Genomic DNA, 22,958 nt, shown 5'->3' on the forward strand with positions numbered 1-22,958 from the left:
AGTGCCCGCCTCCCTCGCCGCGTACGCCCGCCCTGTAACCCCGCCCCGGTGGCCGCGTGTGGGGGCTCAAAGAGCACGACGGAGCGGGCCGAGCAGCGAGCGCGCGAGGACGAGATGACGATGACCCGGTTCGAGGACGCGCCGCGCGTCGTCGAGTATCTCCGTCAGCTCCAGCCGCGCCTCCGTGCCGCGCCCCACGGCGATCAGCCCCTGGACCCGCTGGAGCCGGCTGTGCGTGACATGGGGGTGGTCGCGCCCTAGGGGGTGTCGTCAAATTTCCGTCTGCCCCGCAACGCTCCCCCAGCTACCGCTGGGAGGTGCCCCCAGGCACGCACTCTCGCCGCACCGGGAGAAAGCCCACTGCTCCTGGAGCCACTCCCGGCTGACCGGGCGGCGCAGCCCCGACCGGCGGCAGTCGACGGCCGCGGCCACGACCGCCGCACCCCGGGGGTTGGTCCCCGGAGCCCAGGCGTTCTGCCACGAGGAGAGCAGCTCGGGCCCGGCCGCCACGACCTCGGCGAGCCCGAACCGGTCGCCGCTCTCCAGGGCGAGCCGGATCCGCGGATCCTCCCGGTGTGCCGCGGCACGCAGCTGTTCCGCCTCGGACCAGTGGCGTTCGAGCCGGATCTTCGTCGCCGCGTCCAGCACGCCGCGCTGGACGCGCCAGGCGTCCCGGTCGGACCCCGTCAGCCGGCTCTCCTCACGGGCGTCGTACCGCCGGAACTCCTCCGAGCGCATCGTCGCCAGGACGATGACGCGCCCGGGCCGCAGCAGCCGCCGCGAGGGCCGGCTTGTCGGGGCCCCACTGTCGTAGGCCCTGCCTACCATGGAGAGCTCGATGGTCGTGCGGCCCTTCGCGGCCGCCGCGGGGGAGGGGGCGCGACAGTGCGCAGACCGGTTGAGGGCGAAGTCCACGTCAGCTACGGCCAGCTCTACGTCACGGACGACTCCGGCGAACAGCCCGGGCTCCACGAGTCGTTCGCCGGGCAGGTGTCGGGGCTGTGCGGGGCCGCGGTGCCCGGGTTCCTCTGGCTGGTCACGGGCCTCCACACCGGCCGTGTGGGCTTCACCGTCGAGGTGCACGACGAGGCCCCCGAGGTGGACCCGCGGTGGGAGGACATCGTGGAGGCGTCCTACCGGCCCGCGTCCGCGGGCGCCGCTCTCGATCTGTGGGGCGGCGGCGGGTCCTGGCGCCTCGGCCTCGCGGAGACGGACTACCGCGTGCGCTACAGCGCCGAGGGGATGGACCGGGCTCACGACCTGGACACGCGTGTGGACGAGGAGGTCGTGGACGTCTACCTCCTCCAGTTCTGGCCGTCCCCGCCGGAACCGGACCGCGTGGTGCGGCAGACGTCGCGGCAGGCGGCCTACTGGCACGGCTTCGCAAGGGAGTTGACGCCGCCTCCGTCGCCGCCTCCGTCACCCCCTCCTGCTCCTCCTCGGATCGCGGCTCCAGAGGAAGGCCGTCCGTAAACCGCCCAGGGGAGCCTCCTACTGGCCGAAGATCCGCGAGGAGGGCCGAAAGACGGTCCTCTCCTCCGGGTCGGCGATGTCGTCGATGTCCTCGAAGTAGTACGACGTCGACGTGCCGGCCACCACGTCGTGGATGAACCGGCTGCACGACATCGCATGGGCCTCCCAGAGCGGTCCGCGTCCTTCGTTGAGGATCACCGTCCACTCCTCCGGCTCGACGCCGGGCCGGACCAGCCAGTACAGGACGTGGCCCGCGCCCTCCACGTACCCCCAGGGCACCAGCCGTACGTCGCCCCCGTCGAGTTCCGACGGCTTCGGCTCGCCGATGGCCCAGAGGCCGGCGAGGTCCTCGGCGCGCTCGGCGGCCTGGGCGACGAGGTCGTACATCGCGTCCGGGCAGTCCGGCTCCAGGAGCCAGAGCAGCCCCGCGAAGACCCCGCCGCCGTACGTCCGGACGAGCCGCTTGTAGTCGGCCGGCAGGGCGACGCCCAACGCCTCCTCGACGGCGGCCCATTCGACGTCCCGGCCGCCGTCGGGCGGTGGCGGGCAGAGCCGTTCCAGCGGTCGGGTGTGGCGCAGGCCGTGGGCGATCCGGATGTCACACGGCAGGGCGCTGAAGCGGGCCGGAGTCCTGGTGGCGTCCAGCACCACGGCCCGCATGCGGTCCCCTACCGCCGGGAGGGGCACGTCGGACCGCCAGGAAGGGTGTTTGGCCTGGTCGACGAAGCCTTCGAAACCGTCCGCGAGGACGGCGGCCCCGACAGGAGCCACGGCGGTGACGACCACGTCGTACTCGTGATGATCAGCAAGCATGCGACCCACCCTGCACCATGCCGGCCCGAGGCTGTCACGGCGGGTGACTACAGGGACGGCGAGCTGCCCACGATCTCCGGGTTGACGGTGTCGAAATAGACGTGGTCCGTCGTCGGTGAGAAATGGAACCGGCCGACGTAGAGCGAGCGGGTGATGTGCTTGTCGTAGCGGGCGCTCCCCATCCACCCGGCGCCCTCGGGCAGGAACTCGGCCAGTTCCTGCGGAGGGTGCGAGGGCTCGGAGGGCCCGAAGGCGTACTTCGGCTCGCCGACGACGGACCTGACCGCCCCGGCGGGCAGCCGTGCCACCCCGACGACACGGATCCGCGGATCCTGGTCCGGAATCCATTCGCGCCCGGAGTCGTTCGGGTCGTAGCCGAGCCAGTGGGGGTCGGACAGCCGGCCGATCGCGCGGAACCGGCGCTCCAGCGGCTCGACGTCGGTGTTCACTTCCCGGAGGTTCCGCTCGTCCCTGCCGCCGGCGGAGGCGCACCCGACCGCGCCGCTCCCGCCCAGGACGAACAGCCCGCCGAGCATCAGCCACCCACGACGACTCACCGAACCCGACGTCGTCCCCATGATTCCCGCCCCCGCCCCCGTGCCCGCTTCGAGGCTCCGATCGTAGGGCCTCCGCTGGTAGGGCGTCCGCCCGGTTGACAGCGCCCGTGCCCGGGCGTAGTCCGGAAGAGGGGACCCATCCGCCGCTTTCGCGGAGAGGAGTCCCATCATGCTCGGCGACCTGATCGGCGAGGAACAAGGAGACACCACGGGAATCCGGGTGCTGTCCACCGACGGCGGTCACCCCGTACTGGAGGCGTCCTTCCAGGCGACCGGCACCCTCCTGGGCGTCGGGGTCAAGGATATGGGCACGTACGAGTCGGTCGTCCGGGCCGACGGCACCCTCTTCGGAGAAGGTCAGGGCGTCACGATGACCCAGGAGGGCGAGACGATCACCTGGCACGGCTCCGGCGTGGGCCGCTTCGACGACACCGGCGCGATCGACTGGCGCGGGGCCCTGTTCTTCGAGACCGCCTCCGCCACGTTCGCGCGACTCACCGGCATCGCCGGCCTCTTCGAGTTCCGCGTGGAGGAGAGCGGGAAGGCCACCGCGAAGATCTACGAGTGGAAGTAGCCCGCCCGTATTCGCATCGCCCTCGTTCGCTACGCCCCTGTTCTCATCGCCCTCATCCGCATCGTCCTCGCGTGGGTCAGCGCGTACGGTCCGCCAGCAGCAGCGCGTTGAGCGCCTCGTAGTCGAAACCGCCTTCCAACGCGCCTGTCGTGCCCTGCGCCAGCAGCTCACGGGCGGCCCGCCGGACCAGCCCGTACGCCGCCTCGGCGATGGAGGACCCCGCGCTGACCCGGGCGGCGCCCGCGCCTGCGAGCGCGGAGACGGGCAGCGCGCCGGGTCCGGCGGCGAGGTTCACCGGCAGGGGCGAGCCGTCCACGAGCAGCCCGATCGTCGCCGCGTCCAGGGTGCTCAGGACGAAGATGCCGTCCGCACCGGCCGCCGCGTAGGCCCGGGCGCGGACGAGCGTCTCGTCCAGCCATGCCGCCGGGTCGCCGGAGGGCATCCGGTGCGTGTCGATGCGCGCGTTGACGAACAGCGGGACGCCCTCCTCGTCCGCCGCCCCGCGCGCGGCCGCGATCCGCTCGACCTGCTCGGCGACGGGCCGGAGGCTGTCCTCGAGGTTGATGCCCACCGCTCCGGCCGCCAGGACGCCCCGTACGGTGTCGGCCACCCCCGCGGGGTCGGCCGCGTAGCCACGCTCGATGTCCGCGGTGACGGGGACGTCGACGGCCGCCGTGATCCGCGCGATCGCGCTCAGGGCCTCGTCACGGCTCAGGTGGTCCCCGTCGCCGTGGCCCAGCGACCACGCGACCCCGGCGCTGGTCGTCGCGACCGCGGGCGCACCGACCTCCGCCACGACCCGGGCGGACGCCGCATCCCAGGCGTTGGGCAGGACCAGGGGCTTGCCGGGGACGTGCAGCGAACGGAACAGCCGGGCCTTCTCCACGAGATTCGTCATGCGCGCATTGCATCACGGGCGCCCTGGAAACGATCACTGATTTCCCGGACGAACGGATGAGCGGCCCGGACACTCGGCTCGCCGGGCCCGCTTCGACGGGTGACGATGGAGACGGTGAAGCCGAGGCAGTACGGGACCGATCCGGGGGCCAGCCGCTGGGAGGCAGCCGTGGCGCGCACCCGCATGACCGATGTTCTCGTCGTGGGCGCCGGACCGGTGGGACTGAGCGCCGCAGCCGAACTCCGCCGCAGGCACGTGAGCTGCCGCCTGATCGACCGGCTCGCGGCACCGCTCCCGTACGCCAAGGCGGTCGGGATCCAGCCGCGCACCCTGGAGATCTGGGACCGCATGGGCCTGGCCCGCACCGTCCTGGAGGCGGCGGTCGAGATGCGCGGCCAGCTGGTCTACGTCGACGGCAGGGAGCGGGCGCGGATCGAGCTGGTGCTGCCGCCGGAGGTGCCGTACCGCTTCGCCGCGCTTCCGCAGTACGCGACCGAGCACCTCCTGGAGGAGTACGTCGCCGGCCTGGGCACGACCGTCGAACGCGGCACCGAACTGCTGTCCTTCACGCAGGACGAGGACGGGGTCACCGCCGTCCTCCGCACCGCCTCCGGAGCCGAGGAGGAGGCCCGGGTGGGGTACCTGATCGGCTGCGACGGCGCCCACAGCACCGTACGCAAGCAGCTGGGCCTCAGCTTCGAGGGCGGGGCCTTCCCGGAGGAGTACATGCTGGCCGACGTCGAGGCCGACTGGGACCTGCCGTACGGATACGGCATACGGTCCAGCCATCTCGCCGACGACGGTTCCACCGACGACCTGCTCGTCTGCATCCCGCTGCCGGGGGCGGGGCGCTACCGCATGTCCATGCTGGTCCCGCCCGAACTCTCCATGAGGGCCACGGGCCCGGACGGCACAGGCGGCGACGCCAGGGCGGCGAAGGGCGACCGTGTGGCACACGGTCTCGAAGCGGGCAGGGCCCCGGAACTGTCCCACATCCAGGCCGTCGTGGACCGCCTCGCCCCCAGGCCGGCCACCGTCTCCCGCATGCGCTGGTCCTCCGTCTTCCGGATCAGCCACCGGATCGTCGACCGCTACGGCGACGGCCGGGCGTTCGTCGCCGGCGACGCCGCCCACATCCACCCGCCCACCGGCGCGCAGGGCATGAACACCGGCATCCAGGACGCCTGCAACCTGGCCTGGAAACTCGCCCTCGTCTGCCGCGCCGAGGCGGGCCCCGGCCTGCTCGCCAGCTACGACGCCGAGCGCCGCCCGGTCGGCGAGGAGGTCGTCGGCCGCACCGTGCGTCACGCCACCCACGGCATGGAGGCCGAGCCCGACGACCAGCGGACGGTGATGCTCCGCGAGGCCCAACTGCTCGTCAGCTACCGGGGCGGGCCCCTCGCCCGCAGCGCGGACGGACCGGCCGGAGTGCCGCAGTCCGGCGACCGGGCTCCGGACTGTGCCGGCCTGACGGCCCCCGTCGCCGCGTATCCGCTGCGCCTGCTCGACATCCTCCGGGGCCGTACGGAACACGTCCTGCTCCTGTACGCGGCCGATCCCGCCCAACTGGCCGCGGCGGCGGTCGCCAGCGGCGTGGTGCGGTGGCCCGACGGCGGCCCGCAGCCGGCACACCGCCCGCAGACCCTCGCCGTCCTCGCCCGGGAGGCGCCGCCGACGGGTTTGGACGGACTGGCCGCGGTCGCCGGATACCACGACGCCGAAGGGGAGTTCGCCCGGCTCTACCGACCGGACGGCCCGACCGGCTTCGTCGTCCGCCCGGACGGGCAGCTGGGCACCCGCTTCCCGCTCGCCGTCGCCGCGGCGGCCCTGCGCGACTACGTCGCGTCCCTGTCCACGCCCGCCACCACACCGCGCCTCTAGGGCGATCGGCTCGCGGCGTGTGCCGCCGACCTCGGACGCCGGACTTCCCGGGCTGTCAGTCGCCCGCCGCACCCGGCGTCGTCCGAGCCGCGGGTGCCCTCCGACCCCTGCGGCGCGAGCGCGGACGCCCCGGGGCCGGGCCCGTGGACAGCTGGAACGTGACCGCCACGCGGGCACCGCCCATGGAGCCGCGCGTGATGCGGACGGAGCCCCGGGCGGCGAGGGCCGCGCGACGGGCGATGTCGAGCCCGAGGCCGGTGGAGCCCGTACTCCCGCCGCGGGCGAGGGCACCGTCCGGGTCGGCGATGCCGGGACCGGCGTCGTGAACGGTCAGTTCCACGGTGTGGGCGGTGCGGCACACGGAGACCTCCAGGGCGGTGCCCCGGGAGGTGTACCGGAAGACGTTGCCCACGAGCGCGTCCACGACGGCGGTGATGTCCGCTTCGGGGAGGCAGACGGGGGTGGTCTCGTCAGTGATCTGCAGCGTGCAGGGACGGTCCTGCTGACCCGCGAGCACGGCCCAGAAGGCCGCGCGCCGACGGACGACGTCGGCGACCTCGCAGCGGTCCCCGCCCTCCCGCGGCCCGTCGGGCGATTCCTCACCCCGCAGTGCCCGGCCCATCGGGCCGACGGCGAGCGGCGTGCGAGCCTCGGCGATGATCGCGTTGAGCTCCCGTTCCAGTTCGGCGACGGCCGTCTGGATGCGTCCGGTGTCGGCGCTCGGCGCGATCCGCTCGACCGCCAGGTGCAGGGCGGTCAGGGGGGTGCGGAGCCGGTGGGACAGGTCCGCGACCAGTTCCCGTTCGACGGCGAGCAGGTCCGTCATGCGGTCGGCCATGGTGTTGAAGGCCGTGCCCGCCTCCTTCAGTTCCGGCGGCCCCTTCGGCTGGACGCGGGTGTCGAGGTTGCCCGTGCCGAGCCGGCGTGACGCCTCGGCCAGCCGCTTCGCCGCCGTGACGACGGCGGAGCCGAGGCGGTCGGCGACCAGGACGGAGCCGCCGAGCAGGACGACCGCCAGACCGGCCATGACGCTCCACGACAGGACGACACCGCGGGTCAGGTCGTCGTCGGGCACGAAGTTCTCCACCAGCGCGACCCGGTCCTGGGGGAGGATCACCGGTTGCAGGTAGATCCAGCCGCCGGGCACGTCCTGGGAGATGGACTCGCGTTCCTCCTCGGCCCGGCCCAGCAGATCCGGCGGAGCGTGCCCCGCGCCGCCGACCGTGCTGTGGTCCGGTAGATGGATGACCATGTGCTCGGCCGCGCGCAGCCCCGCCCCCGCCTCGCGCAGCTCGGCCGCGTCCGTGGTGAGGGCCAGTATCGGCGCCATCGCCGCCGCGCTCTGCTCGGCCGCCGTGACGCTCTGCTCGCGGGCGAGCGACATCACAAGCAGCCCCAGCGGGATCAGGAACGACAGCGCCACCATGGAGGTGACGGCCAGGGCCACCCCCGCCAGGGAGCGCCTCACCGTGGGCCCCCGGGCTCGGCGCGGTGTCTTCGGGGCCCTCGGTTCACGGGTGCAGCGCTCCAACGGGTAGCCGTGCGCCCAGCGCCACGGTCGGGGGATTCGGGTCCGGGGTCCGGGCGACGGGCCGCCGGAGGGTCTCCCGTACGACGTCCTCCGGGAGTGGCGTATGCCGTCACCGGCCCCGTGATCCGGGACGACGGGCCGTCAGGAGGTGCCGAACGACAGGCCGTCCTCGCCGGTGCGCAGGGACACCGCCCGGTCGGCCACCGGGATCGTACACCCCTCGGTCGAACTGCAGCTCGCATAGCCGATCAGCACCTTCGCCTCGCCCGGGGCGGTCGCCCGGATCGGCAGCGTCACCGTGACGGGGCCGTCGGGATAGACCGGCACGGCGGCGCGCACGCCCGGCACCGTGATGCTCTTGACCGGCTTGTCCACCGTCATCTCACCGGCGGTGGCGACCGAACCGACGGGACGGACCTCGGTCGGCCGCCCCACACCTTCGATGCCCTCGGGGGGGAGCGCGGTGCTGTAGAGGTGGAAGCCGGCTTCGTCGGGCGTGAACGTGGCGACCAGGGTTCCCGCGTCGGACTTCCAGTCGGCCACGCTCAGCCGGACGGTGACGCCGTTCTCGTTGAACTCCGTCACGGGGGCGGCGTGCGACGGCGCGGACTCCTGACCGCAGCCGGTCAGCGAGGCGGCGGCCAGCAGTGCGGCCGCGGCCCAGGCGCGGCGCGTGCGCGCGGCGCGGGGCAGGCGGGGGGCCGGGCTGGGGGAGGTCATGGGGTGTCTCATGTCGTCTTTCCGGGTCTTTCTCGTGTTTCGGGGGAGTGGGCCGCGCATGCGGGGGCGCGACCGGGCCTCTTGGTTACGGGGGAGAGGGGAGCCGCCCGGCGCGCGCAGGGGGAGTCGGGCCCTTCCGGGCGCCTGGCGGTGGTACTCGGGTGCCGGCTCTGGCGCTGCTACTCGGGTACCGGCGCTCACAGGGCCGCGGTCGTGCCCTGCAGCCGTACTTGCAACGCGTACACCAGGTCGGTCCACAGGCCGGTGACCAGCAGGACGCCGACGAGGACCAGAAGTGCGCCGCCGGCCCGCATGACGGTCCCATGGTGGTTCCTGACCCATCGGAAGGCGCGCAGGGCCCGCTGGAAGGCGAGTGCGGTGAGGAGGAAGGGCGTGCCCAGCCCCACGCAGTAGCAGACCATGAGGAGGGCGCCGCGTCCGGCGCTGGCCTCGTTCCAGGCCAGGGCCTGCACGGCGGCCAGGGTCGGCCCGATGCAAGGGGTCCAGCCCACGCCGAAGACGACGCCCAGGAGGGGCGCGCCGGCCAGGCCGAAAACGGGCCGGCGGCTGATGCGCAGCTCGCGCTGGGTGAAGCCGGGGAGCCAGCCCGCGAACGCGAGGCCCATGACGATGGTGAACAGGCCGAGGACCAGCGTGATGCCGTCCTGGTAGGCGAGCAGATTGCGCCCGACGAAGCCGAACAGGGCGCCCCCGGACACCAGGACCGCGCTGAAGCCCAGGACGAACAGCGCCGCTCCGGCGACCATCCGCCCGCGCCGCCCGCCGTCCGCCTCGGCGAGGTCGGACACCGACAGGCTGGTGACGTAGCTCAGGTAGCCCGGCACGAGTGGCAGGACGCACGGGGAGAGGAAGGACACCAGGCCCGCGGCCGCGGCCACCGGCACGGCGAGGAGCAGGGTGCCCGACACCGCGCCGGCGGCCGGCCCGGCGGCGAGCGCCGCCCACGCGGGACCGGTCATGCGTCCTCCCCGGCGACCCGGTCCACGAGGGGCTCCAGCCGCGCGCGGGTGACCGGACCGGAGACGGCGACGGCGATCCGGCCCTGCCGGTCGATGACCAGCGGGAAGGGATGGCCTGCGGGTTGAGCAGCGCGGGCGGGAAGGCAAGGAGCAGCTTTCCGTCGGGATCGTGGATGCTCGGGTACCGCAGACCGTAGGTCCTCTCGAACTCCCGGGCCGGCCCGGGAGAACGGTCGCGGACGTTGACGCCGAGGAGCTCCACGCCGCGCGGCGCCGCCGCACCGCGCAGCGCCTCCAGGTCGGCGGCCTCGGCGCGACAGGGGGCGCACCAGGAGCCCCACACGTTCAGGACGACGACCTTGCCACGGTACGAGCGCAGCGTCAGGTCCCGGCCCGTGAGGTCCAGGCCGGAGGTGTCGGGCGCGGAAGGGCGTTCGGCGACCGGCAGCACCACAGCGGTCTCGACGGTGCCCGCTCCCGGCGCGCCGCCGTCCGCCCCCGCTACGGCTCCGCCGCCGCAGCCGGTGGCCGCGAGGGCGAGGAGGAGCAGGGCGACCGACGCGCCGCGTCTGAGGCCGCGGGCCGTCATCAGGCCCACTTCCGCAGGAACGCGCCGAGGCCCGTCTCGGTCAGCTCGGGGTTGCCGGTCGAGTGCGTCTCGGTCACCACCTTGCCGCTGCCGTCGAGGACGACGAGGACGGGCATCTTGTACGCGCCCTCGCCGGTGCAGTAGTCGCGCAGGAGGTCGAAGGCCGAGGAGTCCTGGCTGCCGATGTCGACCTTGACCACGTGGTACGAGGCGTCCAGCAGCGCCCCCACGCCGCTCGTGGCGAACACCCGGTCGGCGGCCTTGCAGTTGCCGCACCAGTTGGCGCCGAAGTCGATCAGCACCTTCTTGCCGTCGGCCTTGGCGGCGGCGACCGCGGCCTCGACGGCCCCACGGGCGTCCGCACCGGTCGGGTAGCCGCTGGTGAAGCCCGAGGAGCCGGAGACGGGAGTGGTCTTCTCCGCGGCGGGCTTCGTCGGGGCGGGAGCGCTCTTCTTTACGGCGGGCTGGGTCGGGGCGGGAGCGGCGGTCGTCCTGGTGGGGCGAGGGGCGGCTGCTTTGGTCATCGCCGCGGGACGCTTGGCCACGGGCGAGGAGGCGGAAGGGCTCGGCCGGGTCGTCGGCGGGACCGACGTCGCGGCTGCGGTGGGGGAGGCGGACGCCGTCGCCGCCTCCATGGGTGCCGGGGCGCTCGTGCCCTGGTCGGCGGGCGCGTCGGGGGCCGCCGCCACGGACACGTTCTCCGCCGCGTCGTTCTTCGAGCCGCCCACTCCCCAGGCCGTGGCGACGGCGGCGGAGGCGACCGTGAGGGTGACTGCCGAGAAGCGGACGAGGCCCTGGATGCCGGCGGTGCGTTGTTTGCGCCGGTGTGCGGCCATGACGGATCAACCCCTTGTGTCGGTGAGCTCTCCGGGGCCTGGAGGCGGCCGATGCCGGAGCGGGCGCAGGACGCGGCCCGGCGTCCTGTCCGCCGGGGCCGGAGCGATCGTCCTGACCGACCGTGAGCCTAGGTGCCGAGAAGGCGTCCTGGGCCGTCCTGATGCCACCCATCAGACACGCTTAAGGAACTGCTCAGGTTCGTGACCGCAAGCCTTCCACCAGCGGTTCTCCGGCGTCCGCGGCGCCTGCCCGAGGACTCACAACCGGGTCTCGCGCACGCTGGCCTGCGCCCTCGGCACGACGGTCGCCGTGATCTGAGACCGGTGGTCGTCGCTGGTGAAGACGACCACCAGCGTGCCGGGATCGCTCTGACCGGTGCTCGTGCGGAACCCCGGATCGGGAACGGCCGAGACGAAGCACACGCTGTCGCGGCCGTACTGGACGGTGACCTTGCCCCCCTCGGAGGGAACCGTGTGCAACCCGGGACCGCCGCTGCACTTGGAGGCCGACGGCCGGGGCGCGGACGTGACGGGCGCCCGCGTGGCCGAGGGCGACGGCGAGGGCGTACGGGTGGTCGGCGGCGGTGACGAGGGGGACGCGGGGGTGGTGGTGGGCGCCTTCGGCGTGGTCGCGACGGAGGAGGCCGGCACCCCGACGAGGACGGACGGAGAGGGGTACACCGCCTGGACCGACCGTGCGGCGGGCGGGGTCGGTCGGGTCAGGCCGATGACGAAGTACACCGTGAGCATCACAGCGGTGACGCTGGCCGCGGTGCACGACAGCCATATGAGGAGATAGCGCAGGAGGCGTGGCACCGCATCAGTGTGGCCGACGCCCACCGCACCACCCACGCCGCCCTCGCTCACGGAAGGGCGCCCGCGTTCCGTACGGTCCGGCCGCGAGCGGTCGAGCTCGCGGACCGCCTCAAGGTCCGCCCCGCGGATCGCCCGGCGGTCCGACCCGCAGGCCGGGCCCGAACCTGAGCTGATGCTTAGGTCCTCCTGAGCGCATTTCTTAGACGGCGTCTTCGCAGCTCCGGCACGCCTACGCTCCCGTCACGGCAGTCGGCGGACCCGGCCGCGCCGCACGAAGCCGGCCGAGCCGACAGGGACGGCCGATCAGCGCCGCCGAGCCCGACCCGTGGCCCCGCTGCCCCGCCCGTACACCCCGGAACCGACCCCCGGAACCGAACCCCTTGGAGGGATACCGAGATGAGCTCCCGAGCCGCCCACGGACGTCGCGGACACCGCGCCCCGCGTCGCCCGCGCGTCACAGCCGCTGTGGCGGGCCTCAGCATCCTGGCCGTCGGCGCCGCCTGCCTGGCAGGCGCCGAACTCGCCGGATCCACGCACGGCAAGGCCGAGTCCGTCGCCATGGGCGGCGACTCGCCCGACCCGACGCCGACCACCGGACCGCCGACCGCACCGACGTCCCCGTCGGCCGCCCCGCACGCCCTGACGAACCTCTCCACCACGCCGACGACCCGCTCGGCCACCCCACCGCCCTCGGCCAGGGCGGCCGGACCTTCCGCGTCCCAAGGCGCGCGGAAGCCCAGGCCCGCGCCCCCGGCCACCACGCAGCCGCCGGTGACCACGAAGTCCCCGGTGACCACGATGCCGTCGGCCACCACGAAGCCGCCGGCCACCGAGCCCGACAGCGGTACGCGCCCGGCGGGTGGCGGCGAGGCCGAGGAGGTCGTACGCCTGGTGAACGTCGAACGCGCCGCGGCGGGCTGCAAGGCCCTGACGGTCGACGCGGACCTCACCGAAGCGGCCCAGGAGTACACCGACGACATGGCCGCCACCGGCAACTTCTCCCACACGGGAACCGACGGCTCCCAGCCGCAGGACCGCATCGAGACGGCCGGATACACCTGGTCACGGTCCGGCGAGAACATAGCCAAGGGCCAGGCCGACGCGGCCGCCGTCATGGACGCCTGGATGCACAGCCCCGGCCACCGGGCCAACATTCTCAACTGCGGCTTCACCGAGATCGGCGTGGGTGTCAGCACCGACGGAGGCCCTTGGTGGACCCAGGACTTCGGCACTCCCTCCTGAGCCCCTCCTCAGTGCGGCGCCACCAGCTTGATGCCCACCCCGCGCACGGTGCGCAGATAGCGCGGTGCCGAGGCCCGCTCGCCGAGCTTGCGGCGCAGCGCCGACACGTGCACGTCGATGGTCTGGTCCTCGATGTAGGCCTCCTGCCAGACCTCCGCGAGCAGCCGGTGCCGGGACACCACCGTGCCGGCGTGCCGGGCGAGAAAGGCCAGCAGGTCGAACTCCCGGCGCGTGAGGACCAGTTCACGCCCCGCCAGATAGGCCGAGCGCGCCGGCGGATCCACGGTCAGCTCACCGACCGTCACCTGACTCGACGGATCGGCGGGTGGGGCCTGCCCGGCGACCGCGGCGGGGACCGCGGTGCGCCGCAGCACCGCCGAGAGCCGGGCCAGGAGCTGCGCCCCGGAGAACGGCTTGACCAGGTAGTCGTCGGCGCCCGCGTTCAGGAGCTTGACGATCTCGCTCTCGTCGTCGCGGGCGGTCGCGACCACCACGGGCACGTTCGATATTCCGCGGATCATGCGCAGCGCGTCGCCGCCGTCGAGATCGGGCAGGCCGAGGTCCAGCACCACCGCGTCCAGCGAGCCCTGCGCGACCTCGCGCAGCGCGCCGAACCCGTCGCCCGTGCTACGCACCGCATGGCCGTGCTCCGCGAGGATCTCCATCAGCGAGGCACGGATGCTGGGGTCGTCTTCGACCACGAGTACGCAGGGCATGGCGGACACCCTACAACCGGCCGTCCGCCATGCGGACGGCCCTCACCAGGGCACGATTCCGGGCGGGGCCTCCCGGATCACGGGTGATCCCATGGACCGCCGCCCCGCGCTTGCGCTTGGGTCTCGTTGCCGCGTCGCCGACCCTGGTGCGCTCGACCTGGCGTGATCGAACGATTTCCCGAGATGCCGGCCGGTACCGCTCTGACCTGGGGGAATGTGTCCCACCGGGGGTGTGCGATCATGCGGAGGCCCCGGGGAGGGGCAGGCAACGCACGGGGTGTGAGGGGTAGTTCGTGGGCAAGGACGGGGACCGGGGCGGTTCGTCCGTACCGGACGAGGTGTGGGAGGAGTTCCTGCGCACCGCCGGCGACGGCGCGGGGGACGCGCCGAAGGAGCCGTCGGCGCGGGCCCGCGAGGTGGCGGGCCGGCTGCGGGCGGAGCCCGCGGAGCCGACGCCGTGGCGTGCGCACGCTCCCGCGCGGCCGCGGCGCAGGAAGGGCTGGTACGTGGCCGGGTTCCTGGCCTCGGTGGCCCTCCTCGTCGTCGCCGTCGACCCGGGAGGCGTCGTCGGCTGGTCCGACGGCATGGGTGCGACGGCCGAGCCCCTCGCGCAGGAGTCGGAACGACCGCAGGAGGCGCCGGCGGACGAGCCGGCCGGCCGGGCCACACTCGACGACCCGTTCCGGGGGTCGCCGGCGGCGCGCTGGGCGAACGGCACGGCCGGGATCACCGTCCCGGCCGCCGAGGCGACCGGATGGATGACCAAGGCGGAGGTGCAGCAGGCCCTTGCCCGGACACGCGACTTCCTCGCGGCCTCCAACCTGGACCGGACCGTGCTGCGAGGAGGACGTCCGCAGAAGGCGATCGCCTTGCTGAACCCGGATCAGGAGGACGTCGGCACCTTCGTGTCGACCGCGCTGAGCGCACCCGACGAGGACAACGACCCGCTGCTCCTCTTCAGCCGCTTCGACCCGGCGCAGGCGCGCCTGGTCGGGGACGTGGTCAAGACCCGCGGCCGGATCACGTTCCGGGAGGGCAAGCGCGGGGCCCTCGAAGTGACGGCAGACGTCACCTACGTCTATCCGGTCGCCCCGGCGGGCGGCGGCGACGAGGTCCGCCGCACGATCGTGCGGCGGGAGACCGTGGCGAGCTGGGACGACCCGGAGAAGGTGATCACCAAGAAGGGGACGTTCACCCTCCTCTCGTACAAGACGAGCATGACCAACGGCGGTTGTGGCGAGACGACCGGGTACTTCAGGCCGGAGTTCGGCGGAGGGTCGGACACGGTCACCGACAAGAGCCGGGCGGTCGATCCCTACGACCGCAGCAAGGCGATGGGGAAGGGCACCGACGTGGACGGCTGCGGGACCGCGACGCGGTCGTGACCGCTACTGAGGGGCGGGCGTCGCTTTGCCGTTCCGGCAAGAGAAGTGGCGCGAGCGGCGAACGGGAGGCGACGGTGGGCGCATGAGCGACGACATCACAGCAACGGAAGCGTCCCCCTCCGACGGATACCTCGGAGACCCGGCGGTACGGGCGGAGTGGGACAACCGGTACGCCGACCGGCAGCAGCTCTGGAGCGGGCAGCCCAACGGCGCACTCGTGGCCGAGACCGCCGGCCTCACCCCCGGGCGCGTGCTCGACGTCGGGTGCGGCGAGGGCGCGGACGCCGTCTGGCTGGCGCGCGGCGGCTGGGACGTGACCGCGCTGGAGGTCTCGGGCGTGGCGCTGGAGCGGGCGGCCGGGCACGCGCGGGACGCGGGCGTCGACGTCCGCTGGGTGCACGCCACGCTGACGGAGGCCGGGTTCGCCCCGGCCTCCTTCGACCTGGTGTCGGCGCAGTACCCGGCCCTGCTGCGTACCCCCGAGGCCGCGGCCGAGCGGGCCCTGATCGCGGCCGTCGCGCCCGGCGGCGTGCTGCTGCTCGTCCACCACGCGGGGATGGAGACCCGGGAGGCGGACGACAGCGGCTTCGATCCGGCCGACTACGTCTGGCCCTCGATGGTCACCGCCCTGCTCACCGGGGACTGGGTGGTCGAGGTGGACGAGCGGCGACCGCGCGTCGTCCCCGACGGCGGCGCCGGCGCGCACCACACCGACGACGTGGTGCTGCGCGCCCGTCGGCTGCGCTGAGCGCCGGGGTGCTCTCAGTAGGTGTGGCCCACGTGCGCGAGGGCCTGCTTGAGGAGCACCCCGCGGCCGCCCGGCATCTCGCTCTGCACCGCGGGGGAGGCCGCCTCCTGCGGGCTGAACCAGACCAGGTCCAGAGCGTCCTGGCGGGGGCGGCAGTCGCCGGCCACGGGCACGATGTAGGCGAGGGACACCGCGTGCTGGCGCGGGTCGTGGTACGGGGTGATGCCCGCTGTCGGAAAGTACTCGGCGACGGTGAAGGGCTGCAGAGAGGCGGGCACGCGCGGCAGCGCCACCGGGCCGAGGTCCTTCTCCAGGTGGCGGAGCAGCGCGTCACGGACTCTCTCGTGCTGCATCACGCGACCGGACACCAGGGTCCGGCTGATGGTCCCGTCCGCGCCGATCCGCAGGAGCAGCCCGATGCTCGTGACCTCGCCGCTGTCGTCCACGCGCACGGGGACGGCCTCGACGTACAGGATCGGCATCTGGGAGCGGGCCGTGTTCAGCTCGTCCGTGGACAGCCAGCCGGGCGTGGTCTCAGTCAAGTCAGACATCGCTTGATCATACTTACCTGACGGCCTTTCGGCCCAGATCGCGTGTCTGCCACGCGGGCCGACTTCGCGCTGTTCGATGAGGGATTCGAAGCCGGGGCGGGGTGTTGCGGTACGCACCCCTGCGTCATTATCTTGACGTCAAGATTCCCTGGAAGGGGAAGGGAAGAGGAGAAGACGTGACCCAGGAGATCCCCCGGTACTCGCTCGCCGGTCTGCACCACGTGCAGCTCGCGATCCCGCCCGGTGCCGAACAGCTCTGCCGCGACTTCTGGGGCACGGCCCTCGGGATGACCGAGCTGGAGAAGCCGCCGGTGCTGGCGGCCCGCGGTGGATGCTGGTTCCGTGGCGGCGGTCTGGAGGTGCACCTGGGCGTCGAGGAGGACTTCCGCCCGAACAAGAAGGCGCACCCGGGCATCCTCGTGAGTTCGCTGAGGGCGCTCGCCCAGCGGCTGGAGGACCACGGGGTGAGTGTCACGTGGGACGACGACTTCCCCGGCCACGATCGCTTCTACGCGTTCGACAAGCTGGGGAACCGCCTTGAGTTCCTCGAAGCGGTCCAGGAGGGCCGAGGTGCCGGGGCCATGCCGTGGCCGGGGTGGCCGGCACCACGGCGGGCCTGACCGTGGCCGCCGCCTACGACTGGTCGGACGACGCGAGCGGCCTCTTCGTGATCGGCGCGATCATGGTGATGATCGGGACCCTGGCCGTCACGAGTGCCGTATCGCTCCTGGCCACCGTCGTGAAGCGCAAGGGCAAGTGACATCATGACGGCCGCGAAAGTCGTCGTGCGGCGACGCGAGGAAGGGTGACCGAGCATGGCCGAGGGCCGGACGACGTACAACGTGCGGTACGGGACATCCCGGCCGGTCGTCGTGCGTCAGGGCCACGGCGCGGGCCGCGAAGGGGACATCGCGATCGGGCTGCTCTGCCGCGTACCGGCCGGCCGGGGCGACGCCGCGGATCCCTCGGCCCGCACCTTCGACATCGTCGGCGAGGGACAGACCGCGACGGCCCGGGTGTGGACCGAACGGACCGGCTCTCGCATCGGCGGACGCCCGGCCGTCTACCGCGTCGACGACCCGCACGGCGCCCCGCTGGGCCGCATCACCTACCGGCGCGGACGCGCTCTGCGCGGCGCCCGCGCACGCTGGACCGTCGAGTCGGTGACAGGACACTCCGTGCGCGGCTTCCGCGGGCGCCTCTTCTGGTGGGCGGTGTGGTGGCCCGTCGGCCTTCCCGTGAGCCTGCTGTGGCTGATCCTGTCCCTGCTGGGCGAGGGCGACGACGCCTTCGGCAAGCCGCGCAGGGTGATCTGGCGCGACTCCTCGCGCCGTGCGCATCTCGTCTTCCGGGGGGTCGCGGACGAGTACCGCGTCCTGGACGGGAGTTGGGACCCCAGGCTGGTGGCCGCGCTGCTCGGCCTCCACCAGTCGTACGACCCGTCGGAAGGCAGCGGCGCGAACGGCTGGTACGCCTCCTCCTGAGGTCGCGGCGGACGCGGACGCGGACGCGTGGGTCGGTCATGGATCTGCGGAGAGGACGTCGGCCCGGCGTCCTTTTCCTCCGTGCCGTCCGTGCGTCGGCGCAGTGGCATGGCAGCCGAGCACGCTCGCGCTGCGCCCCTCTCTCATCTCGACGACCCCCTGCTCCAAGTGGAGTCCCTGACTGGTGGGCCTCCCGGCGCGCACGCAGGCTGGCGTACGCCGACCTCGCCGGAGACGCGGTGGGCGGCCACGCCCACGCGCCCCGGCCCCCGAGTGGCCGGGGCCGTCCGAGAGACGGGATCACATGGCGGAGCAGATCACTGGTCCGGACGGCCTGCCGTCCGTTCGCGGGACCGGCAGGACCGTTCGGCGCCGGACGGCGCGACACACCCCCCTACCAAGGCGCCCCCACCGGGCGCGCACCAGGACGGCGCTCGTCGCGGCCGGCCTGGCCGTGATCGGCGCGCTCGGCCCCACGTCGAGCAGCGCCCTGGCACCCTCCGTGGAGGGTCCCCGGCCGGGACACCATCCGGCCCGGTTCGTGCCCGGTCCGTGCCCGGAGACGCCGGAGCCGATCCCCGGGCGGTGCGGGTTCCTGGAAGTGCCCGAGAACCGCACCCGCAAGCACACCCGGACCATCCGGACGACCGTCGCGATCATCCCGGCCACCTCGGCGAAGCCCGCCGGGGACCCGGTGGTCTTCATGGAGGGCGGTCCCGGCGGCGACGCGATCGGGGCCATCCCCTTCCTGATCGCCTCCCAGGTGAACCAGGACCGCGACCTGATCGTCATGACCCAGCGCGGCGGCCTCTACTCGCAGCCCAACCTCGCCTGCCCGGAGATGGACCGGTTCAACGCCTCCGCGGTCGGCATGCCCTACGACGCACCGTCCACGGGCCGAGGCCTGGTGCGCGCGGCGAAGGAGTGCCGGGACCGCCTGACGGCCGAGGGAGCCGACCTCAGCGCCTACAACACCACGGAGAACGCCGCGGACTTCGCCGCCCTCCGCAAGGCCCTGGGCATCCAGAAGTGGAACGTCTACGGCTACTCCTACGGCACCGACCTGGGCCTCACCTATCTGCGCCGGCACCCCCACGGCATCCGCTCGCTGGCGATCGACTCGGTCGTGCCGCCGCAGATCGTGAGCCTGCCGTGGGCCTGGGACAGCGCCCAGGAGGGGATCAACGCGATCTTCGCGGCCTGTGAGGCCCAGCCCGCCTGCAAGGCCCGCTACCCCGACCTCTCCCGCACGCTCACGGAGCAGGTCCGGCGGCTGGAGGCGAACCCCCTGAAGCTGACCGTGCCGCCGCCCGGCGGCGGAACGCCGGTGAAGGTCGTCCTCGACGGGGGCACGCTGGTGAACCTGCTGGTCACCAACGGCCAACTGGTCCCCTCCGCCGACGTCCCCGCGGCACTCTACGAACTCGCCGCCGGCAATCCGACACGCCTCGCCCAAGCCCAGGCCGCCGGCGCGACGCCCGCCATCGGCGAGTTCGCCCACGGACTGACGCACTCGGTGGCCTGCGCCGAGTGGGCCCCGGGCTACTCGAAGCGCGATGTGCTGGAGGCGGGCCGGCGGGCCTTCCCCGGCTGGCCGGACTCCGTGCTGGCCCACGCGCCGCAGCTGCCCTTCGAGCACGACCTGTGCCGCGCGTGGAACGTCCCGGACCGCACCGGGGTCCAGCGGGTGGCCACCCACAGCAAGGTGCCCACGCTCATCATCAGCGGGACCTTCGACGCGAAGACCGGTGCGAGCTGGGGGCCGTTCACCGGCCGTACGCTGCCCCGCTCCACCGCCGTCGTGATCCCCGGGATCACCCACTGGGTGGTGCCCCAGGAGCCCTGCGCCGCGTCGGTCCTGCGCTCGTTCCTGACCCGGCCGACCGCGCCCGACACCGGCTGCGTGGCAGGTGTCGTGCCCAAGCCGTTCACCATCACCCCCTGACCTGAAGGACGCAGGATGTCACCGAGAACCACCCCCCGCCGGCGCACCGCGAGACGGCTCCCGGCACCACTGGCCGGAGCCACGGCCGGAGCCCTCGTCATCGGCCTGGCCGCGATCCCCGCACACGCCGAGACCGGCACCGGCGGCCCGATCGGCACGGTCGCCCGCACGGTGGGCGACGCCCGCTTCGAACCGGGCCCCTGCCCCAGGACGGCGGACCCGATCCCCGACCTCGCGCGCGCCCGCTGCGGCACCCTCACCGTGCCCGAGAAGCACCGGCCCAAGGGTCCCGAGAGGCCTCAGGGCCCCAAGGGGCATGAGGAGCCCAGGAGTCACGGGGGACGCAAGATCACCCTCGCCGTCGCGATCATCCCCGCGGAGAGCAGCAGGCCGTCACCCGACCCGATCGTCTGGCTCGCCGGCGGCCCCGGCGACGACGCGGTCTCCGAGATCCCGATGGCGCTGGCCGGCGACCTGAACCGGGACCGCGACGTGATCTTCATGTCCCAGCGTGGCACCTACTCGGCCGACCCGGTGCTCACCTGTCCGAACATCGACGAGTTCAACGCCCGCGCCCTCGGTCTCGTCTCCAACGCGCCGTCGACCGGCCGACTGCACGTCGAGGCGACCCGGGCCTGCCGCGACCGGGTGGACGGCACGGGAGCCGACCGCAGCGCCTACAACGACATCGAGAGCTCGGCCGACTACGACGCCCTGCGCAAGACGCTGGGCGTCAAGAAGTGGAACGTATTCGGCATCTCGTACGGCACCCACCTGGCACTCAACTACATGCGCCTGCACCCGAAGGGCATCCGGTCGGTCGGCATCGACGGAGTCCTGCCGCCGTCCCTGGGCGGCGGGGCCGTGACCTGGAAGGCCGCGCGGGAGGGCTTCGACGGCCTGTTCAAGGCCTGCGCGGAGCAGCCCGCGTGCAACACCCGCTACCCGAACCTGAAGGCCACCTTCCTCCGCCTCGTCAGCGAGCTGGAGGCCAAGCCGCTCACCGTCACCGTCACCGTCCCGGTCCACCCGGAGCCGGTGAAGGTCGTGCTCGACGGGAGCAACCTGGTCACGTGGCTGACCTCGGCCACCCACGTGGCGGCCGGAGTGCCCCGCTCCATCGACGAACTGGCCCACGGCAACGGACAGCGGATCGCCGAGCAGCTCGCGGGCGGCAAGTACAGCCCGCAGGCCATGGGACGGGTCGCCCACGGGCTGGTCTACGGCATCTTCTGCAGCCAGTGGACCCCGTACGAGAGCCGCGCCGACATCATCCGGGGCGGGCGCCGCGCGTTCCCGTCGTTCCCCCGCTCGATGCTGGCCAACGCGCCGCAGCTCGCCTGGCTCCACGACGACTGCCGCGCCTGGGACGTTCCCCCGGCGCCTCCCTGGATCCGGGACGTGACCCACAGTGACATCCCGACCCTCGCCCTGTCCGGCGGCTTCGACGCCCAGACCGCTGCCGGCAACGGGGCCTACGTGGCCCGCACGCTGAGCCGGTCCCACGCCGTCACGGTCCCGTACGTGGCCCACGTGGTCTTCGCCGACTCGCAGTGCGCGCAGACGATCACCACCTCGTTCTTCGCCGACCCGGCCCGGCCGGACACCCGCTGTCTGGCGGGCCTCCAGCCGCCGCAGTTCGAGATCGCGCCGTAGGCAGACGCGACACCGCGCCGGAGACACCCCGCGCCCGGTCCCCGCTCGCATCGGAGCGGAGGGCCGGGCGATCGGTTCGTCAGGCCGCGTCGGGCATCCGGTGGTCCATGCGTTCCTGCATGTGGCCGAAGAACTCCTCGGGCGGGGTCATGCCCGCCGTGACCCGGACGAACTCGTCGCAGGCCGCGGGACTCCGGGACACGGCGAGGAGCATGTCCCGCATCTCGGGCGGCGGTGGCTCCATCGTGGCGAACTGCGCCGTGAACTCGTACATGCTCGTGACCTGGTCGTCCCTCGCCTTCTGGGCACCCCCCATCGCGTCGTCGAACGACCGGCGGCCGGCGAGCACGTCGTCGAGTGCCTGTGCGCACCGCTCCGCGTCCTGGAAGGCGTCCTGGATGCCCTGCGCGGTGATGGGGTCCTTCAGGTATCCCGCGTCGCCCACCAGGACCCAGCCCGGCCCGTAGGGCTTGCGGAAGTAGTTGGGGATGGCCGTACCGACGATCCGCTCGGCCCGCGTGGCCTGGGCGACACGCTCGGCGAACGCCGGCGCACGGGCCAGTGTGGCGTGGTAGTTGCCTTCGACGTCGCCGCGCTTGGCCTCGAAGTCGCGCATGGGCCAGCCGCAGACGACCATCGTCAGGTCCTCGTTGGTGGGCCACGCGGCGAAGGCGCAGTCGCCGCGGTCGTACGCCTCGTAGGTGCCGTCCATGGGGAGGCCGGCCCAGTACGCGTAGTAGTAGGCGTTGATCTTCGGCTTCCCCGCGTAGTCCGCGGCGCCCGTCGCCCTCGCGACGGACGAGTGGATCCCGTCGGCACCCACGACGACGCCGGCCTCGTCGACCGAGCGACCGCCGTCCTTGGCGTGGCCCTTGATCCCGGTCACCGCCGTCCCGTCGTCAAGGAGCCCGTCGACCGTGAACCCCTCGCGCACCTCGGCGCCGGACTCCGCGGCGGCGTCGACGAGGATCTTGTCGAGGACGGTGCGGCGCGGCGCACGGGACGCGTCGAATCCCTCGCCGGCCGGGGAGCCGGCGATGGCGAGCGCTCCGAGGTCGAACGCGTAGGTGTCGATGGGCGGGCACCCGGTCGCCACGACCTTCTCCAGGAGCCCCCACCGCTGCAGCGCGGCCAGTCCGGGCGGATGGATCAGATGGGTCGAGATCGTGTCGCTGGGGAACGTGGCCCGGTCGACCAGGAGGACCCGGTGGCCGAGGCGGGCCAGGAGCATCGCGGTCGGTGCTCCGGCACACCGTGCGCCGACGACGATCACGTCGTACCGGCGGTTTCCGTCACCGGCCGAGCCGGCTGTGCCGCTCATGGATCTCACCTGCCGAACGGACCCTCGCCCGAGAACGGCCGACAGGACGACGGGAAGGGTCCCGGCCGTCGCCGCGGCGTGGTGGGTCTCTCCTTCCACGCTAGACCTCCCGTGCGTTCCGGTCTCGCCGGGGCGGATCGGAGGTGAGCCGCTGCCGGCACGGGCGCCGCGCCTCCGGTCCGCGCGTGCCGGGGCGGATCGGAGGTGAGCCGCTGCCGGCACGGGCGCCGCGCCTCCGGTCC

25 protein-coding genes and 1 pseudogene are annotated in these 22,958 nt (G+C 73.3%); 12 read left to right on the forward strand and 14 right to left on the reverse strand.

Annotation, left to right across the window (positions count from 1 at the left end):
- Nucleotides 1-66 precede the first annotated feature (66 nt).
- Together IE124_RS35340 and IE124_RS11320 are read right to left on the reverse strand one after the other, a co-directional pair.
- Nucleotides 67-198, reverse strand: a complete 132-nt coding sequence (locus IE124_RS35340) for a hypothetical protein (RefSeq protein ID WP_268246714.1) — start codon at nt 196-198, stop codon at nt 67-69.
- Between the two features lie 72 nt (nt 199-270).
- Nucleotides 271-828, reverse strand: coding sequence for a hypothetical protein (locus tag IE124_RS11320; RefSeq protein ID WP_189507450.1), 558 nt, complete (start codon nt 826-828; stop codon nt 271-273).
- Nucleotides 829-885: 57 nt separating this feature from the next.
- On the opposite strand from IE124_RS11320, the gene IE124_RS11325 reads away from it, so the two are divergent.
- Entirely contained in the window at nt 886-1,473 is a 588-nt protein-coding gene (locus tag IE124_RS11325; RefSeq protein WP_189507452.1) for a hypothetical protein, read from the forward strand.
- A gap of 18 nt (nt 1,474-1,491) precedes the next feature.
- On the opposite strand, the gene IE124_RS34765 is transcribed toward IE124_RS11325, so the two are convergent.
- Entirely contained in the window at nt 1,492-2,286 is a 795-nt protein-coding gene (locus tag IE124_RS34765) for an SMI1/KNR4 family protein (protein ID WP_229832370.1), read from the reverse strand.
- A 47-nt stretch (nt 2,287-2,333) separates the two neighbouring features.
- Nucleotides 2,334-2,864 (reverse strand): hypothetical protein, encoded by a 531-nt coding sequence (locus tag IE124_RS11335; protein WP_189507454.1) that lies wholly within the window; start codon nt 2,862-2,864, stop codon nt 2,334-2,336.
- Between the two features lie 148 nt (nt 2,865-3,012).
- On the opposite strand from IE124_RS11335, the gene IE124_RS11340 reads away from it, so the two are divergent.
- Nucleotides 3,013-3,417 (forward strand): hypothetical protein, encoded by a 405-nt coding sequence (locus IE124_RS11340; protein WP_189507456.1) that lies wholly within the window; start codon nt 3,013-3,015, stop codon nt 3,415-3,417.
- A 76-nt stretch (nt 3,418-3,493) separates the two neighbouring features.
- Here the strand turns inward: IE124_RS11340 and IE124_RS11345 are convergent, their stop codons facing one another.
- Nucleotides 3,494-4,315 (reverse strand): isocitrate lyase/PEP mutase family protein, encoded by an 822-nt coding sequence (locus IE124_RS11345; RefSeq protein ID WP_189507458.1) that lies wholly within the window; start codon nt 4,313-4,315, stop codon nt 3,494-3,496.
- Nucleotides 4,316-4,498: 183 nt separating this feature from the next.
- Between IE124_RS11345 and IE124_RS11350 the strand changes: the two genes are divergently transcribed.
- Complete coding sequence (locus IE124_RS11350; protein WP_189507808.1) at nt 4,499-6,196, forward strand: FAD-dependent monooxygenase; 1,698 nt, start codon at nt 4,499-4,501, stop codon at nt 6,194-6,196.
- Between the two features lie 55 nt (nt 6,197-6,251).
- On the opposite strand, the gene IE124_RS11355 is transcribed toward IE124_RS11350, so the two are convergent.
- From IE124_RS11355 to IE124_RS11380, 6 genes and pseudogenes are all read right to left on the reverse strand, one after another.
- Nucleotides 6,252-7,664, reverse strand: a complete 1,413-nt coding sequence (locus IE124_RS11355) for a HAMP domain-containing sensor histidine kinase (RefSeq protein ID WP_189507460.1) — start codon at nt 7,662-7,664, stop codon at nt 6,252-6,254.
- Between the two features lie 204 nt (nt 7,665-7,868).
- Entirely contained in the window at nt 7,869-8,447 is a 579-nt protein-coding gene (locus IE124_RS11360) for a protein-disulfide reductase DsbD domain-containing protein (RefSeq protein WP_189507829.1), read from the reverse strand.
- Between the two features lie 197 nt (nt 8,448-8,644).
- On the reverse strand, nt 8,645-9,427 hold the full coding sequence (locus IE124_RS11365) for a cytochrome c biogenesis CcdA family protein (protein WP_189507462.1): 783 nt from the start codon (nt 9,425-9,427) through the stop codon (nt 8,645-8,647).
- A gap of 199 nt (nt 9,428-9,626) precedes the next feature.
- Nucleotides 9,627-10,016, reverse strand: a pseudogene (locus IE124_RS35625) (TlpA disulfide reductase family protein); the annotation flags it as partial.
- Entirely contained in the window at nt 10,016-10,852 is an 837-nt protein-coding gene (locus IE124_RS11375; RefSeq protein WP_189507464.1) for a thioredoxin family protein, read from the reverse strand. The pseudogene IE124_RS35625 and the gene IE124_RS11375, both read right to left, overlap by 1 nt.
- 258 nt (nt 10,853-11,110) lie before the next feature.
- A complete protein-coding gene (locus tag IE124_RS11380) occupies nt 11,111-11,332 on the reverse strand; it encodes a hypothetical protein (protein WP_189507466.1) in 222 nt (73 codons plus the stop codon).
- Between IE124_RS11380 and IE124_RS11385 the strand changes: the two genes are divergently transcribed.
- Nucleotides 11,325-11,651, forward strand: coding sequence for a hypothetical protein (locus tag IE124_RS11385; protein ID WP_229832371.1), 327 nt, complete (start codon nt 11,325-11,327; stop codon nt 11,649-11,651). The two genes, IE124_RS11380 and IE124_RS11385, sit on opposite strands and share 8 nt — an antisense overlap.
- Before the next feature lie 413 nt (nt 11,652-12,064).
- Complete coding sequence (locus IE124_RS34770) at nt 12,065-12,910, forward strand: CAP domain-containing protein (RefSeq protein ID WP_229832372.1); 846 nt, start codon at nt 12,065-12,067, stop codon at nt 12,908-12,910.
- A gap of 8 nt (nt 12,911-12,918) precedes the next feature.
- On the opposite strand, the gene IE124_RS11395 is transcribed toward IE124_RS34770, so the two are convergent.
- Complete coding sequence (locus IE124_RS11395) at nt 12,919-13,626, reverse strand: response regulator transcription factor (RefSeq protein WP_189507470.1); 708 nt, start codon at nt 13,624-13,626, stop codon at nt 12,919-12,921.
- Between the two features lie 293 nt (nt 13,627-13,919).
- On the opposite strand from IE124_RS11395, the gene IE124_RS11400 reads away from it, so the two are divergent.
- Together IE124_RS11400 and IE124_RS11405 are read left to right on the forward strand one after the other, a co-directional pair.
- The gene (locus tag IE124_RS11400; protein WP_189507472.1) at nt 13,920-15,011 is read left to right on the forward strand and encodes a hypothetical protein; all 1,092 of its coding nucleotides are present in this window, start codon (nt 13,920-13,922) and stop codon (nt 15,009-15,011) included.
- A gap of 82 nt (nt 15,012-15,093) precedes the next feature.
- On the forward strand, nt 15,094-15,759 hold the full coding sequence (locus tag IE124_RS11405; RefSeq protein ID WP_189507474.1) for a class I SAM-dependent methyltransferase: 666 nt from the start codon (nt 15,094-15,096) through the stop codon (nt 15,757-15,759).
- Between the two features lie 14 nt (nt 15,760-15,773).
- Here the strand turns inward: IE124_RS11405 and IE124_RS11410 are convergent, their stop codons facing one another.
- On the reverse strand, nt 15,774-16,310 hold the full coding sequence (locus IE124_RS11410; protein WP_189507476.1) for an NUDIX hydrolase family protein: 537 nt from the start codon (nt 16,308-16,310) through the stop codon (nt 15,774-15,776).
- Nucleotides 16,311-16,486: 176 nt separating this feature from the next.
- On the opposite strand from IE124_RS11410, the gene IE124_RS11415 reads away from it, so the two are divergent.
- The 5 genes from IE124_RS11415 (at nt 16,487) to IE124_RS11435 (ending at nt 21,395) form a co-directional block, all read left to right on the forward strand.
- The gene (locus tag IE124_RS11415; RefSeq protein WP_306432392.1) at nt 16,487-16,930 is read left to right on the forward strand and encodes a VOC family protein; all 444 of its coding nucleotides are present in this window, start codon (nt 16,487-16,489) and stop codon (nt 16,928-16,930) included.
- Nucleotides 16,906-17,070 carry a hypothetical protein gene (locus IE124_RS11420; protein ID WP_189507478.1) on the forward strand — a complete coding sequence of 55 codons (165 nt, stop codon included), beginning with the start codon at nt 16,906-16,908 and terminating at the stop codon, nt 17,068-17,070. The genes IE124_RS11415 and IE124_RS11420 overlap by 25 nt, the downstream gene beginning before the upstream one ends.
- Before the next feature lie 55 nt (nt 17,071-17,125).
- Nucleotides 17,126-17,794, forward strand: a complete 669-nt coding sequence (locus IE124_RS11425; RefSeq protein ID WP_189507480.1) for a hypothetical protein — start codon at nt 17,126-17,128, stop codon at nt 17,792-17,794.
- Between the two features lie 304 nt (nt 17,795-18,098).
- Entirely contained in the window at nt 18,099-19,739 is a 1,641-nt protein-coding gene (locus IE124_RS11430) for an alpha/beta fold hydrolase (protein ID WP_229832373.1), read from the forward strand.
- 15 nt (nt 19,740-19,754) lie between these two features.
- Nucleotides 19,755-21,395 carry an alpha/beta fold hydrolase gene (locus IE124_RS11435; protein ID WP_189507481.1) on the forward strand — a complete coding sequence of 547 codons (1,641 nt, stop codon included), beginning with the start codon at nt 19,755-19,757 and terminating at the stop codon, nt 21,393-21,395.
- A gap of 79 nt (nt 21,396-21,474) precedes the next feature.
- Here IE124_RS11435 and IE124_RS11440 read toward each other — a convergent pair whose 3' ends face one another.
- Nucleotides 21,475-22,716, reverse strand: a complete 1,242-nt coding sequence (locus IE124_RS11440; RefSeq protein WP_189507482.1) for an NAD(P)/FAD-dependent oxidoreductase — start codon at nt 22,714-22,716, stop codon at nt 21,475-21,477.
- Nucleotides 22,717-22,958: the final 242 nt, after the last annotated feature.

This window comes from Streptomyces narbonensis (assembly GCF_014649015.1).
Taxonomy (GTDB): Bacteria; Actinomycetota; Actinomycetes; order Streptomycetales; family Streptomycetaceae; genus Streptomyces; species Streptomyces narbonensis.

What these genes read in the sequence shown, in the direction of transcription:
- IE124_RS11365 (WP_189507462.1), bottom strand. Translation starts at nt 9,427, where the DNA reads ATGACCGGTCCCGCGTGGGCGGCGCTCGCCGCCGGGCCGGCCGCCGGC.
- IE124_RS34765 (WP_229832370.1), bottom strand. Translation starts at nt 2,286, where the DNA reads ATGCTTGCTGATCATCACGAGTACGACGTGGTCGTCACCGCCGTGGCT.
- IE124_RS11350 (WP_189507808.1), top strand. Translation starts at nt 4,499, where the DNA reads ATGACCGATGTTCTCGTCGTGGGCGCCGGACCGGTGGGACTGAGCGCC.
- IE124_RS11335 (WP_189507454.1), bottom strand. Translation starts at nt 2,864, where the DNA reads ATGGGGACGACGTCGGGTTCGGTGAGTCGTCGTGGGTGGCTGATGCTC.
- IE124_RS11320 (WP_189507450.1), bottom strand. Translation starts at nt 828, where the DNA reads ATGGTAGGCAGGGCCTACGACAGTGGGGCCCCGACAAGCCGGCCCTCG.
- IE124_RS11345 (WP_189507458.1), bottom strand. Translation starts at nt 4,315, where the DNA reads ATGACGAATCTCGTGGAGAAGGCCCGGCTGTTCCGTTCGCTGCACGTC.
- IE124_RS11395 (WP_189507470.1), bottom strand. Translation starts at nt 13,626, where the DNA reads ATGCCCTGCGTACTCGTGGTCGAAGACGACCCCAGCATCCGTGCCTCG.
- IE124_RS11340 (WP_189507456.1), top strand. Translation starts at nt 3,013, where the DNA reads ATGCTCGGCGACCTGATCGGCGAGGAACAAGGAGACACCACGGGAATC.
- IE124_RS11435 (WP_189507481.1), top strand. Translation starts at nt 19,755, where the DNA reads ATGTCACCGAGAACCACCCCCCGCCGGCGCACCGCGAGACGGCTCCCG.
- IE124_RS11440 (WP_189507482.1), bottom strand. Translation starts at nt 22,716, where the DNA reads ATGAGCGGCACAGCCGGCTCGGCCGGTGACGGAAACCGCCGGTACGAC.
- IE124_RS11430 (WP_229832373.1), top strand. Translation starts at nt 18,099, where the DNA reads ATGGCGGAGCAGATCACTGGTCCGGACGGCCTGCCGTCCGTTCGCGGG.
- IE124_RS11410 (WP_189507476.1), bottom strand. Translation starts at nt 16,310, where the DNA reads ATGTCTGACTTGACTGAGACCACGCCCGGCTGGCTGTCCACGGACGAG.
- IE124_RS11360 (WP_189507829.1), bottom strand. Translation starts at nt 8,447, where the DNA reads ATGACCTCCCCCAGCCCGGCCCCCCGCCTGCCCCGCGCCGCGCGCACG.
- IE124_RS11405 (WP_189507474.1), top strand. Translation starts at nt 15,094, where the DNA reads ATGAGCGACGACATCACAGCAACGGAAGCGTCCCCCTCCGACGGATAC.
- IE124_RS11375 (WP_189507464.1), bottom strand. Translation starts at nt 10,852, where the DNA reads ATGGCCGCACACCGGCGCAAACAACGCACCGCCGGCATCCAGGGCCTC.
- IE124_RS34770 (WP_229832372.1), top strand. Translation starts at nt 12,065, where the DNA reads ATGAGCTCCCGAGCCGCCCACGGACGTCGCGGACACCGCGCCCCGCGT.
- IE124_RS11425 (WP_189507480.1), top strand. Translation starts at nt 17,126, where the DNA reads ATGGCCGAGGGCCGGACGACGTACAACGTGCGGTACGGGACATCCCGG.